The following is a 12,903-nucleotide window of genomic DNA, read 5'->3' as shown; positions in this document are numbered from 1 at the left end:
CTTTATTTTTGTGTAACAGCTGTTTTATCAATAACTGTCTCAGCTATCGTACGATAAATGAGACCCGTTGTATGTGTATCTTCATATACTGACGGCGCAAAGTCCTCTTTATTCCAATCAGGTTGTTGAAGTGGAATTCGGCCAAGTATATCCGTTTGGAGTTCCGTAGCCAATTTATCTCCTCCACCTCTTCCAAACACATACTCTTTTTCACCAGTTGCTTTACTTTCAAAATATGCCATATTTTCAACAACACCAAGAATACTATGTTCTGTACGTAAAGCCATGGCTCCAGCGCGCGCTGCTACAAATGCCGCTGTTGGATGCGGCGTTGTTACAATAATCTCTTTACAAGCCGGCAACATCGAATGTACATCTAAAGCAACATCACCCGTACCTGGTGGTAGGTCCAATACTAAGTAATCTAAATCACCCCACTCTACTTCTGTGAAAAAGTGATTTAACATTTTCCCAAGCATCGGTCCTCTCCAAATAACAGGTGCGTTATCTTCTACAAAGAATCCCATTGAGATTACTTTCACGCCTAGACGCTCCACTGGTATTATCTTATCACCTCTTACGATTGGACGTTTTTCTATACCCATCATATCCGGTACACTAAAACCGTAAATATCCGCGTCGATGATACCAACCTTTTTGCCTAAACGAGCTAAAGCAATTGCAAGGTTAACAGAAACAGTTGATTTCCCTACTCCACCTTTTCCACTTGCCACTGCTAAAAATGTTGTATTTGAATTCGGTGATAATAAGGATTCACTTTTCTCTTCCTCTTGCGGTGGTGCAAACTGAGCTAATTCCTCTTCTGTAAATTCTGCAAAACGAAGTCCCACTGTTGTTGCTCCAAGTTCTTTTACTAACTTTACAATTCCAGACTGCAACTGCATTTGTTCCGCTGTACCCGTCTTTACAATTGCAATTTTAACACTTACATGTTCCTTCTCAGGCTTGACTGTCACCTCTTTAATTGCATTTGTTTCTTTTAACGTTTTATGTATAAACGGATCTACAATCCCTTCCAATGCTTCCACTACCTGCTCTTTTGTTACCATAATTAGCCCAGCCCCCTGTATGAAAAATAACGTATTGTTAATTAAATTTATCTCTCTTTATTTTTAAAATAAATGCGTTTACATTTCCAGTATAACATATTTTCGGAAAACTTCGTTAACGAGAGAAACTCGAAAAAATCCTCCTTATTCTGGAGGATTTCCTTTTTCCGTAAAATAACGTAATATACCACGATATATTGCAGCAGCTACTTTTTGTTGGTATTTCTCCGAATTTAACATATATCTTTCATTCACATTCGATAAAAAGCCCGCCTCAATTAAAGCACCTGGTGTTTTGGCATACTTCAATAAATACACGTGAGGAATTGTTTTAGCAGAACGATTCGTATTTTCTAAGCTTGTTCTCAATTCAGCTTGTATAAATTTCGCAGCCCGTTCATTTTCAATCGAAGAACGATAGTAGAACGTTTGTGCGCCTTTAGATCCACTACTAGTTAGGGCATTTAAATGAATACTCGCAAAAAAGTCTACATCAGGCTTATTAATGATCTCAACACGCTTTTTTAAATCCTCTGCTTTACGTCTACTATATGACTTTGTATCTTTATTAGCTAAATCATAATCTCCTTCACGCGTTAAAATAACTAAAGCACCTTGTTCTTGTAAATAATCTTGTACCTTTTTTGTAATCTCAAGTGTAATGTCTTTTTCTACAATATCCTTTCCACCAACAGCCCCTCCGTCTGGCCCACCATGCCCAGCATCTAGTACAATCACTTTCCCTGATAAGGGTAAATTCCAAGCTCGCCACGATTTTGTAATTTGAAATTCTTGTTTAACTAAAAAAAACAAAACAACCGCAGCGAGCGCAAAAGAGATAATTCGAATTCTCTTCATACCTTTCCTCCTCCAGCTAGTCCCTCTAATTACTTATATGGGACAAGAGGAAAGTTTATGCTTGTCTTAGTGTAGCTTTAATCGATATCTTCTTTCGCCTTTTTCATAGCCTTCCTGCCACCACAAGCCGATAAACTGCTGGCAAGATTCAAAAAGCAATTCCTCGTCTTGCAACTTAATTTCACGTATAGTCATACTCGTTAAAAATTGAAATAACGTTTCAGTTAATTGTTGTTCTTCTTCTAAAGCCCTATATTTCACATCAAAGAATGATTCGCCATGATAACCAAATTTACTGTATCTCGCTCCTAATAAATAAGATTCTATCCCTAGTTCAATGCAATAATCTTCATACTGACGATGAAGTTCTTGCATCTGAAAGGCATCACGAATATTTAAACGCAATGTTTTTAATGATAATTCTCGCAGCATCTTCCGCTCGTATTTTAACTGCTTTTCTTTTTGTTTTTCTTGTAAGCTGACAATGACATTCATAGTACTTATAAACCTCCCTAATACGTATTAGTCTAAACTTCTAAAGAAGAAGCATACGTAGGACGGTAGCACTAAAATATTCCAAGCTAAAAAAATTACAAAAGAAGAATTAAACATAAAAAAACCCCAACCAAAATGGTTGGGGTTTGTAGTTCGCAAAAATTAACGTTTTGAGAACTGAGGTGCACGACGTGCGCCTTTAAGACCGTATTTTTTACGCTCTTTCATACGTGCGTCACGAGTTAATAGACCCGCACGTTTTAATGTTAGACGGTATTCTGGATCAGCTTTTAATAAAGCGCGAGAAATACCGTGACGAATAGCACCAGCTTGACCAGTGTATCCACCACCATTTACGTTTACAAGTACATTGTAGTTACCTAAAGTTTCTGTTGCAACTAGAGGTTGTTTCACTACTTCACGTAATGCAGCAAATGGGATATAGTTTTCAAAATCACGACCGTTAATAATAACGCGTCCTTCGCCTGGAACTAGGCGTACGCGCGCTACTGAACTCTTACGACGTCCAGTGCCATAGTATTGAACCTGTGCCAAAGTAAGCCCTCCTTTAATTAATTATCCGCGAAGTTCGTAAACTTCTGGTTGTTGTGCTTGGTGTGGATGCTCTGCTCCAGCATACACGTTTAATTTCTTAGAAACTTGACGTCCTAAACGTCCTTTTGGAAGCATGCCTTTAATTGCAAGCTCTAACATTTGTACAGGGTAGTTTGTACGCATTTCTAGAGCTGTTCTTTGCTTAAGTCCACCTGGGTGGTTAGTGTGACGGTAGTAAATTTTATCGTTTAATTTATTACCTGTTAAATGAATTTTCTCAGCGTTAATAATAATTACATGATCACCCGTGTCAACGTGTGGTGTAAATGTTGGTTTGTGTTTACCACGTAAAATGGATGCTACTTCAGTAGATAGGCGACCTAAAGTTTGACCTTCAGCATCAACCACATACCATTTACGCTCAACTTCGTTAGCTTTTGCCATAAAAGTCGTACGCATGTGTTTCCCTCCTCGTTATCTTTTCCATAGAAAAAATCTATTGTTTATCTTAAACACGATTTCCTTCCGGGGCTAATCGTGGTTTTAGAAACAATACCATATGTTATGATATACTTTTGAGTTTCTAATGTCAAGCAAATGTTACACCAGGATTAGTTGTTATAGTTTACCTGCCATAAGTAAAGTCCATGACCTGGAGCCATCTTTCCAGAAAACTGGCGATTTTGTTTCGCTAAAATCTCTGGAATACTATCCGGATCAAGCTTTCCTTGACCTACGCTAAGTAACGTACCAACAATAATTCTGACCATATTATATAAAAATCCATTACCTACAAAGCGAAAAATTAATTCATCGTCTTGCTCAATTAATTCGATTTCATAAATTGTTCGTACTTTATCTTTTTTGTCAGTTTTTGCCGAACAAAAAGAAGTAAAGTCATGCGTTCCAATAAAATAAGGAATCGCTTTTCTTATAGAGTTTATTTCGAGTGGATATGGATATTGATATACATAATTTCTACGGAATACATCCGCAGTCTTTGATAATAATACACGATAGCGATATTCTTTTTTCTCGACACCGTAACGTGCATGAAATTCTTCTGTTTTCTTCTCTACCTGCCTGATAATAATATCATCCGGCAACATTGTATTTAAAGCATTACTCCATTGCCACTCTTCAAGAGACAAAGGTGTATCAAAGTGTATCACTTGTCCTTTGGCGTGAACGGTAGAATCCGTTCTGCCTGATGCCTGCACACGAACAAGTTCTCCTTTATGCAACTTCTGCAATGCTTTCTCTATTTCTTGTTGAACAGTCCGATGCTGTGGTTGAATTTGGTAACCACAAAAATGAATGCCATCATATGCAACTGTACATTTTATTCTTTCCATTTCTCTATTCTCCATTACGACCGCACCCATGCCAAAATACAAGCTAAACAAAGTAAGCTTACAATTGTTACTGTATCACTTATTTTCCAGCGTAGTTGCCTAAATTTAGTACGTCCTTCGCCACTTTTATATCCACGAGATTCCATCGCAATCGCTAAGTCCTCTGCACGCTTAAAAGCACTGATAAATAATGGAACGAGTAGTGAGATAATAGCTTTCATCCTATCTTTTATCGGTCCCCCGGCGAAATCAATGCCACGTGACGCTTGTGCTTTCATAATTTTACTCGTTTCATCCATTAATGTCGGGATAAAACGTAGTGAAATTGACATCATTAATGCGATTTCATGAACAGGAACTTTTATACGCTTGAACGGCTTTAATAACGTCTCCAACCCATCTGTAATTTCAATAGGTGTCGTCGTTAACGTTAATAATGTCGTCATTAAAATAATAACGAAGAATCGTATAGAAATGTATATTCCTTGCTCTAATCCTTTTTCATGTATCGAAAACCAACCAAGCTGGAATAGTACTTCCCCTTCTTTATTTGTAAAAATATGCAGGAAAAATGTAAAAAGAAAAATCCACAGAATTGGTTTTAAGCCCGAAAGTACATAACGAATCGGCACTTTTGCAAAAAATAAAGCAATGAGTGCATATAAAAATAAAAATCCATATGAAATCGCATTATTTGCTAAGAAAACAACAAATACATATAAAAAGACAATCAACAGCTTCGTACGAGGATCCAGTTGATGAATGAGTGACTGACCTGGAATATATCTCCCAATAATCAACTGCTGCATGATTCATGACCACCTTTTCGTAACACCTGTACAACTTCATGAGTAAGATCCTCTAAAGATAAGGTAGCCTTCGAAATTGAAATACCAAACTTCTCTTCAATTGCACGTTTATACTTTAAAGACATTGGAAGATCCACACCGATTTGTTCTAATTCATCAGCATATGAAAATACTTCCTCTGCTCTTCCTTGCAAAAAGACCGTTCCTTTATGCATGACCACTATTTGATCTGCATACTTAGCGGCATCCTCCATATTATGGGTAACAAGAATGACTGTAAGCCCCTGTTCCTTATGCAAATTGTAAAACATCTCCATGAGCTCGTGCTGTCCTTTTGGATCAAGCCCTGCTGTAGGTTCATCTAATACAAGCACTTCGGGTTCCATCGCAAGTACGCCTGCTATTGCAACACGCCTCATTTGCCCACCGCTTAATTCAAACGGAGAACGTGCTAATAACTCTATGTCCAATCCAACAAGCTGGATTGCATCTTTCGCCTTTTGTTTTGCCTCTTCTTCAGATACACCAAAATTAGTCGGTCCAAAACAAATGTCCTTTTCAACTGTTTCTTCAAATAGTTGATGTTCTGGAAACTGAAAGACAACCCCTACTTTTTTTCGTAGCGGCTTAAGCTTTTTCTCTTTCTTCCCTGCTGAAATTAAATGTTCACCAATTTGAACCGTACCATTTGTCGGCTGCAATAAACCATTTAAATGTTGAATCATCGTCGACTTACCTGAACCAGTATGACCGATAATGGCATAATAGCCCCCACTTGGAAACGACACGTCTACATCATAAAGTGCGCGTCTTTCAAATGGAGTTTTATATTGATAACGATGTTCTACTTTTTGGAATGTAATCTCCAAAGTTCGTTCACCAAGCTTTCCATTGTAAGATGCGTATTTTGCAAGTGAATTTCATTTCTTTTTAATAATTCTGCTATTTTCACCGAAAAAGGTACATCTAATCCAATCTCTTGGAGCATATGAGAGGATTTGAAAATTTGCTCTGGAGTACCTTCCTCTAATATTTCTCCCTTGTTCAAAATAATAATACGGTCTGACTGTGCCGCTTCTTCTAAATCGTGCGTAATCGATAATACCGTAATACCCTTTTGATCAACAAGTTGTCTGACCGTTTCTACTACTTCACGTCTCCCCTGAGGGTCTAACATTGAAGTTGCTTCATCTAGTATTAAAATAGATGGTTGAAGTGCTAGAACACCTGCTATTGCGACTCGCTGCTTTTGTCCACCAGATAACGAATGGGGTTCTTCATTTAAAAAATCTTCCATACGGACAAGTTGCAGAGCTTGTTCTAGTCTTTCTATCATCTGCTCCCTTGGCATTCCGATGTTCTCTAGGCCGAATACAACGTCATCTTGTACTGTCGTTCCAACAAATTGATTATCTGGATTTTGAAATACCATGCCAATTTGCTTTCGAACATCCCATACTGTTTCCTCTGATAAAATCATTGTATCATTTAAAGTAATTTTCCCTGATTCCGGTAAAAATAAGCCATTCAATAATTTTGCAAGTGTAGACTTCCCTGAACCATTTTGTCCAATAACAGATACCCATTCTCCTTCATATAAGGAAAACGAAACATCTTTTAATGCATAAGAGGCTGTCCCAGGATATTGAAATGATATATTTTCTGTCCGAAGTTTCTCTTTTTTCAATACAAGGCACCCTTTCTTTCGTCAAGTTAGCCTATTTTTATACTTAAAAAAAAAGGGCCATGACCAGTTACTTGAAAAGAACTGTCCTGCCCTTTTAATCATCATTATACTAACTCGATAATTACCATTGGTGCTGCGTCTCCGCGACGTGGACCAATTTTTGCAATACGAGTGTATCCGCCTTGGCGCTCAGCATAGCGTGGAGCTACATCAGCGAATAATTTTTGAAGTGCATCTTGACCAGTCTCAGCGTTAGCAACCTCATTACGGATGAAAGCTGCTGCTTGACGACGAGCATGAAGATCTCCGCGTTTACCTAAAGTGATCATTTTTTCCACTACAGAACGAAGTTCTTTTGCACGAGTTTCTGTCGTTTGGATGCGCTCGTTGATAATTAAATCAGTAGCTAAATCACGTAACATAGCTTTACGTTGCGCACTTGTACGGCCTAATTTTCTGTATGCCATTCGTAGTTCCCTCCTTTGTTGATGGGTTTAAATCCTCAGTCGTCTTTACGTAAACCTAAACCTAATTCCTCAAGTTTATGTTTAACTTCTTCTAAGGATTTACGTCCTAAGTTACGAACTTTCATCATATCTTCTTCTGTTTTGTTCGCAAGCTCTTGTACAGTATTAATTCCTGCACGTTTTAGGCAATTATAAGAACGAACAGAAAGATCTAGTTCTTCGATAGTCATCTCAAGAACTTTTTCTTTTTGATCTTCTTCCTTCTCGACCATAATCTCAGCATTTTGTGCTTCGTCAGTTAAACCAACAAAGATATTTAAATGCTCAGTTAAGATTTTGGCACCTAAAGAGATAGCTTCTTTTGGCCCGATGCTTCCATCCGTCCATACATCAAGCGTAAGCTTATCATAATTAGCCACTTGTCCGACACGTGTCTTTTCCACTTGGTAAGTCACACGTGATACTGGAGTATAAATAGAATCAATAGGAATTACTCCTATTGGTTGATCTTCGCTTTTATTTGCATCAGCTGGCGTATACCCACGGCCACGCTTTGCAGTTAAACGCATGCGGAAATGCGCATTTTTTGCTAACGTCGCAATGTGTAAATCTGGATTTAAGATTTCAACATCACTATCGTGAGTAATATCAGCAGCTGTGACAATACCTTCGCCCTGTACATCGATTTCCAACGTCTTCTCTTCTTCAGAGTAGATTTTAAGAGCTAACTTTTTCAAGTTTAAGATCATCGTCGTAACGTCTTCTACTACGCCCTCAACTGTTGAAAATTCGTGTAAAACGCCATCGATTTGGATAGCAGTTACAGCGGCACCAGGGAGTGAGGATAAAAGAATACGACGTAAGGAGTTACCCAAAGTAGTACCATATCCACGCTCAAGCGGTTCAATCACGAATTTGCCATACTTAGCATCTTCGTTAAGTTCAACCGTTTCGATTTTCGGTTTTTCGATTTCAATCATTAACTAAACCCTCCTTCAAAACGTCGAAACCCCGGTTAAACAAAGGAAGAACCTCTGTTTAACCGAAAGTCCCCCTTAGGCAGTTCCCGATTGTGCACAACAAGCGATGTTTCTGTACGAAATTTCTCGATAATGCATCATATCCATTATAGACAAAAGGGAAAATTCTATACAGAAAAATTACACACGACGACGTTTTGGTGGACGACATCCATTATGAGGAACTGGAGTAACATCTCTAATTGCTGTTACTTCTAGACCTGCCGCTTGAAGAGCACGAATTGCAGCTTCACGACCAGCACCAGGACCTTTAACAGTAACCTCTAAAGTTTTTAAACCATGCTCCATTGCAACTTTAGAAGCAGCTTCAGCAGCCATTTGCGCAGCGAATGGAGTAGATTTACGAGATCCACGGAAACCAAGTGCACCAGCACTAGACCAAGAAAGTGCGTTACCATGAGTATCTGTAAGTGTTACGATTGTGTTGTTGAAAGTAGAACGAATATGAGCTATACCAGCTTCAATATTCTTTTTCACACGTTTTTTACGAGTGTTTGTTTTACGTGCCATTGTTAGTTCAACCTCCTTTACTTATTATTTCTTTTTATTTGCTACTGTACGACGTGGACCTTTACGTGTACGAGCATTGTTTTTAGAGTTTTGACCACGAACTGGTAAACCACGACGGTGACGAAGACCACGGTAAGAACCGATCTCCATTAGACGTTTAATGTTAAGAGATACTTCACGACGAAGGTCTCCCTCAACTTTAATACGATCGATGATATCACGGATACGTCCTAATTCATCTTCCGATAAATCACGAACTCGTGTTTCCGAAGAAATACCAGCTTCTGTAAGAATTTTTTCAGCAGTTGTGCGACCAATGCCGAATACGTAAGTTAAAGAAATAACAACGCGCTTGTCACGAGGAATATCTACACCTGCGATACGTGCCATTTTGAATGCACCTCCTTCTGATTAACCTTGTTTTTGTTTATGTTTAGGGTTTTCACAAATAACCATTACTTTTCCACGTCTACGAATAACTTTACATTTTTCGCAGATTGGTTTAACTGACGGTCTTACTTTCATGTCTCGAACCTCCTTAAAGATTACGGAGTGCTATATTATTTAAAACGGTACGTAATACGACCACGATTTAAATCGTACGGAGATAATTCTACCGTAACTTTGTCTCCTGGTAAAATACGAATGAAATTCATACGGATTTTACCAGAAACGTGAGCCAATACGACATGCCCATTCTCTAATTCTACTTTGAACATAGCATTTGGCAACGTTTCAAGAACGGTACCTTCGACTTCAATTACATCATCTTTAGCCATTCAATAGTTCTCCCTTCTTCAAATCAGTAACATTTTACACTGCTCTGAAATCCCGGAGAGCCAGCTACTTATAAAGTGGTAAGGATTTCGTATCCTGCTTCTGTAAGAGCAATCGTGTGCTCAAAATGGGCACACCATTTACCATCTACCGTTACCACTGTCCAGTCATCAGATAGTGTTTTTACATATCGTCTTCCTTGATTCACCATCGGCTCAACACAGATGACCATTCCCGGCTTTAATCTAGGGCCTCTATTTGGTGGACCATAGTGCGGGATTTGAGGGTCCTCATGTAAGTCTTGCCCGATTCCGTGACCAACATACTCCCTAACGATCGAGAACCCATTCTCTTCAGCATGTGTTTGAACCGCATGCGAGATATTTGATAATCTTTCGCCTGGTTTTACTTGTTCTAGACCAAGATACAACGATTTTTCTGTGACATCAAGTAGCTTTTGAACAGATTCAGAAATGTTTCCAACTGGATACGTCCATGCAGAATCACCATGGTACCCATTGTATTTCGCACCAATATCGATACTGATGATATCGCCCTCTTCGAGCTTACGCTTCCCTGGAATCCCGTGTACAAGCTCTTCATTTACAGAAGCACAAATGCTCCCCGGAAATCCGTTGTATCCTTTAAAAGATGGCGTAGCACCATATTTTCGAATCGTCTTTTCCGCTATTTGATCGAGCTCTTTCGTTGTAATTCCTGGAGTAATATGTTGTTTCAACTCTTGATGAGTTAAAGCAACGATCCTGCCAGCTTCTCGCATGATTTCTATCTCGCGAGGAGTTTTGCAGATGATCATTACGCTAAGTCTCCGATGAGAACATCGATATCAGCAAATACTTTATTGATATCTTGCTCACCATTAATGCTTTGTAAGTAGCCAAGCTCCTCGTAGAAATCAAGCAAAGGTTTTGTTTGCTTAATATTTACATCTAAACGATTTGCTACAGTTTCTTCATTGTCATCAGAGCGTTGATATAATTCGCCACCACATTTATCGCACACATCAGCTTTTGCTGGCGGATTGAATTCTAAGTGGTAAGTCGCACCGCATTCTTTACAAATGCGACGGCCTGTAAGGCGTGTTAATAACAACCCTGAATCCACATTAATGTTTAAAACATAGTCGATTTTTTTGCCAAGATCTTTCATAATCTCTTCAAGAGCTGATGCTTGTGCAACAGTTCGTGGGAAACCATCTAATAAGAAGCCTTTAATACAGTCTTCTTGGCTTAAACGTTCACGAACAATTCCAATTGTAACTTCATCTGGAACAAGCGCACCTTTATCAATAAAAGATTTTGCTTGTAAACCAAGTTCAGTTTCAGCCTTCATAGCTGCACGGAACATATCTCCTGTTGAGATGTGAGGGATGTTATACTTGGCAATAATCTGTTCGGCTTGTGTACCTTTACCAGCACCAGGAAGCCCCATTAAAATCAAGTTCATCCTTGTTCCCCCTCAGTACATGAGCATGTAGGGAAGACAGTTCTTCCCACTTACTCACTGCTTGATAAACCCTTTGTAATGGCGTTTTACCAATTGGCTTTCTAGCTGCTTCATTGTTTCTAAAGCAACGCCGACAACGATTAACATACTCGTTCCACCAATCTGTGCAGATGGAGGAAGATTTCCCAATTTCGTAAAGATAACTGGTAAGATTGCAATCGCTGCTAGGAAAATTGATCCCACAAAGGTCAAACGATACAAGATTTTTGTTAGATATTGTTCTGTATTCTTACCCGGACGAATACCTGGAACATATCCACCTTGCTTGTTTAGATTCTCTGACATTTGCTCTGGATTAACCTGAACAAATGCATAGAAATATGTGAAGGCTACAATGAGCGCAACATATATGATCATTCCCACTGGGTGAGAATAGTTAAAGTTTGCAATAATCCACTGCGACACATCATGTTTCGGGAAGAACTGTGCAATAGTTGGAGGCGTAATTAAGAATGAAACAGCAAAAATGACTGGAATAACACCCGCACTATTTACCTTAAGTGGTAAATGAGTGTTTTGTGCTCCAGCATGATTCCCATTCCCTCCTGTTACACGCTTCGCGTATTGAATTGGGATCTTTCTAACAGCCTGTTGAATGAAAATAACACCAACAATAACCGCTAGCACAGCTAGTAAAATCAATGCAACTTTAACGATACTCATGAACAATTGATCTCCGATATTTTGAAACTGTTGTTGATACACTTGAGATATAACACTTGGGATCGCTGCGGCAATACCGCCAAAGATAAGAATGGAAATACCATTACCTACACCTTTAGCTGTAATCTGTTCACCTAACCACATTAAAAATGCAGTACCAGCAGTCAGTACCGTAGCAATGTATAAATAAGTGCTCCAACCTGGATTCAAAATTAATTGCCCACCTACCATACCGTTAAAACCGATTGACATACCAAACCCCTGAATAAACGCAAGAACAATTGTAAAGTAACGCGTGAATTGCGTTAGTTTACGACGGCCCATTTCGCCTTGCTTCGACCATTCCGAAAATTTAGGAACAACATCCATCTGCAATAATTGCACGATGATGGATGCTGTAATATACGGCATGATTCCCATCGCGAAGATGGAGAAGTTTTTCAAGGCGCCACCGCCAAATGTATTTAGGATACCTAAGGCATTTAATTGATCTTGTGCTTTCAGTACGTCTCCATTTGTAAATGGCACTGGGATAAACGTGCCAATCCTGAATACGACTAACATCGCTAAAGTGAATAATATTTTACGTCTTATCTCAGCAACGCGCATAAAGTTGGAGATTGTACGAAACATTAGATCACCTCAACTGATCCGCCAGCTGCTTCAATTGCTTCTTTAGCACTTGAAGAGAACTTGTGCGCTTTAACAGTTAATTTTTTCTCTACTGCTCCGCTTGCAAGAATTTTAACACCGTCGTTTAATTTGCTGATAACGCCAGTTTCCAGCAATAATTCAGGTGTTACTTCTGTACCATCTTCAAAACGATTTAACGTTGATAAGTTTACAATAGTAAACTCTTTACGGTTAATGTTTGTGAAGCCGCGTTTTGGTAAACGACGGAATAGTGGAGTTTGACCACCTTCGAAGCCAAGACGAACACCGCCGCCAGAACGTGCGTTTTGTCCTTTATGACCTCTACCAGCAGTTTTACCGTTACCAGAACCGATACCACGACCGACACGGTTACGTACTTTACGAGAACCTTCTGCAGGTTTTAATTCATGAAGTTTCATTCCCAGGCACCTCCTTA

At 39.0% G+C, this 12,903-nt stretch carries 19 protein-coding genes; all 19 read right to left on the bottom strand.

Translation table 11 applies throughout. The annotated features are described in order from the left end of the window. Positions 1-2 precede the first annotated feature (2 nt). Complete coding sequence (locus MKX37_RS00855) at positions 3-1,070, bottom strand: Mrp/NBP35 family ATP-binding protein (RefSeq protein WP_002009718.1); 1,068 nt, start codon at positions 1,068-1,070, stop codon at positions 3-5. 144 nt (positions 1,071-1,214) lie between these two features. Further along, positions 1,215-1,928, bottom strand: coding sequence for an N-acetylmuramoyl-L-alanine amidase CwlD (cwlD, locus tag MKX37_RS00850; protein WP_002009721.1), 714 nt, complete (start codon positions 1,926-1,928; stop codon positions 1,215-1,217). A 66-nt stretch (positions 1,929-1,994) separates the two neighbouring features. After that, positions 1,995-2,423, bottom strand: a complete 429-nt coding sequence (locus MKX37_RS00845; protein ID WP_002029335.1) for a DUF2521 family protein — start codon at positions 2,421-2,423, stop codon at positions 1,995-1,997. Positions 2,424-2,585: 162 nt separating this feature from the next. Beyond that, positions 2,586-2,978 (bottom strand): 30S ribosomal protein S9, encoded by a 393-nt coding sequence (rpsI, locus tag MKX37_RS00840; protein ID WP_002009728.1) that lies wholly within the window; start codon positions 2,976-2,978, stop codon positions 2,586-2,588. Positions 2,979-2,999: 21 nt separating this feature from the next. After that, positions 3,000-3,437, bottom strand: coding sequence for a 50S ribosomal protein L13 (gene rplM, locus MKX37_RS00835; protein ID WP_002029337.1), 438 nt, complete (start codon positions 3,435-3,437; stop codon positions 3,000-3,002). Between the two features lie 152 nt (positions 3,438-3,589). After that, entirely contained in the window at positions 3,590-4,333 is a 744-nt protein-coding gene (truA, locus tag MKX37_RS00830) for a tRNA pseudouridine(38-40) synthase TruA (protein ID WP_002169325.1), read from the bottom strand. 14 nt (positions 4,334-4,347) lie between these two features. Then, positions 4,348-5,142: an energy-coupling factor transporter transmembrane component T family protein gene (locus MKX37_RS00825; protein WP_002124692.1), complete on the bottom strand. Its 795-nt coding sequence runs from the start codon at positions 5,140-5,142 to the stop codon at positions 4,348-4,350. Beyond that, entirely contained in the window at positions 5,130-6,011 is an 882-nt protein-coding gene (locus tag MKX37_RS00820; protein ID WP_002124690.1) for an energy-coupling factor ABC transporter ATP-binding protein, read from the bottom strand. Before MKX37_RS00820 ends, MKX37_RS00825 begins: the two co-directional genes overlap by 13 nt. Further along, positions 5,987-6,829 carry an energy-coupling factor ABC transporter ATP-binding protein gene (locus tag MKX37_RS00815; RefSeq protein WP_078422334.1) on the bottom strand — a complete coding sequence of 281 codons (843 nt, stop codon included), beginning with the start codon at positions 6,827-6,829 and terminating at the stop codon, positions 5,987-5,989. Before MKX37_RS00815 ends, MKX37_RS00820 begins: the two co-directional genes overlap by 25 nt. A 104-nt stretch (positions 6,830-6,933) precedes the next feature. Further along, entirely contained in the window at positions 6,934-7,296 is a 363-nt protein-coding gene (gene rplQ, locus MKX37_RS00810) for a 50S ribosomal protein L17 (RefSeq protein ID WP_000331490.1), read from the bottom strand. A gap of 35 nt (positions 7,297-7,331) precedes the next feature. Next, complete coding sequence (locus MKX37_RS00805; RefSeq protein WP_002009743.1) at positions 7,332-8,276, bottom strand: DNA-directed RNA polymerase subunit alpha; 945 nt, start codon at positions 8,274-8,276, stop codon at positions 7,332-7,334. A gap of 180 nt (positions 8,277-8,456) precedes the next feature. After that, complete coding sequence (gene rpsK / locus MKX37_RS00800; protein ID WP_002009745.1) at positions 8,457-8,846, bottom strand: 30S ribosomal protein S11; 390 nt, start codon at positions 8,844-8,846, stop codon at positions 8,457-8,459. Positions 8,847-8,870: 24 nt separating this feature from the next. Then, on the bottom strand, positions 8,871-9,236 hold the full coding sequence (gene rpsM / locus MKX37_RS00795) for a 30S ribosomal protein S13 (protein ID WP_002009746.1): 366 nt from the start codon (positions 9,234-9,236) through the stop codon (positions 8,871-8,873). Positions 9,237-9,257: 21 nt separating this feature from the next. Next, positions 9,258-9,371, bottom strand: a complete 114-nt coding sequence (rpmJ, locus tag MKX37_RS00790) for a 50S ribosomal protein L36 (protein WP_000868344.1) — start codon at positions 9,369-9,371, stop codon at positions 9,258-9,260. A 35-nt stretch (positions 9,372-9,406) separates the two neighbouring features. Next, positions 9,407-9,625, bottom strand: a complete 219-nt coding sequence (gene infA / locus MKX37_RS00785; protein ID WP_001029884.1) for a translation initiation factor IF-1 — start codon at positions 9,623-9,625, stop codon at positions 9,407-9,409. 68 nt (positions 9,626-9,693) lie between these two features. Continuing rightward, the gene (map, locus tag MKX37_RS00780; RefSeq protein ID WP_000582542.1) at positions 9,694-10,440 is read right to left on the bottom strand and encodes a type I methionyl aminopeptidase; all 747 of its coding nucleotides are present in this window, start codon (positions 10,438-10,440) and stop codon (positions 9,694-9,696) included. Continuing rightward, complete coding sequence (locus tag MKX37_RS00775; RefSeq protein ID WP_002124689.1) at positions 10,440-11,090, bottom strand: adenylate kinase; 651 nt, start codon at positions 11,088-11,090, stop codon at positions 10,440-10,442. Before MKX37_RS00775 ends, map begins: the two co-directional genes overlap by 1 nt. 54 nt (positions 11,091-11,144) lie before the next feature. Further along, positions 11,145-12,446, bottom strand: a complete 1,302-nt coding sequence (secY, locus tag MKX37_RS00770) for a preprotein translocase subunit SecY (RefSeq protein ID WP_002124688.1) — start codon at positions 12,444-12,446, stop codon at positions 11,145-11,147. After that, positions 12,446-12,886 (bottom strand): 50S ribosomal protein L15, encoded by a 441-nt coding sequence (gene rplO, locus MKX37_RS00765; protein WP_002009754.1) that lies wholly within the window; start codon positions 12,884-12,886, stop codon positions 12,446-12,448. The genes secY and rplO overlap by 1 nt, the downstream gene beginning before the upstream one ends. Between the last annotated feature and the right edge of the window lie 17 nt (positions 12,887-12,903).

Source organism: Bacillus sp. FSL R5-0709 (genome assembly GCF_038004785.1).
In the GTDB taxonomy this organism is placed as follows: Bacteria; Bacillota; Bacilli; order Bacillales; family Bacillaceae_G; genus Bacillus_A; species Bacillus_A mycoides.
Note: the sequence above shows the minus strand (reverse complement) of the source record. Positions and strands in the feature narration are given on the sequence as shown.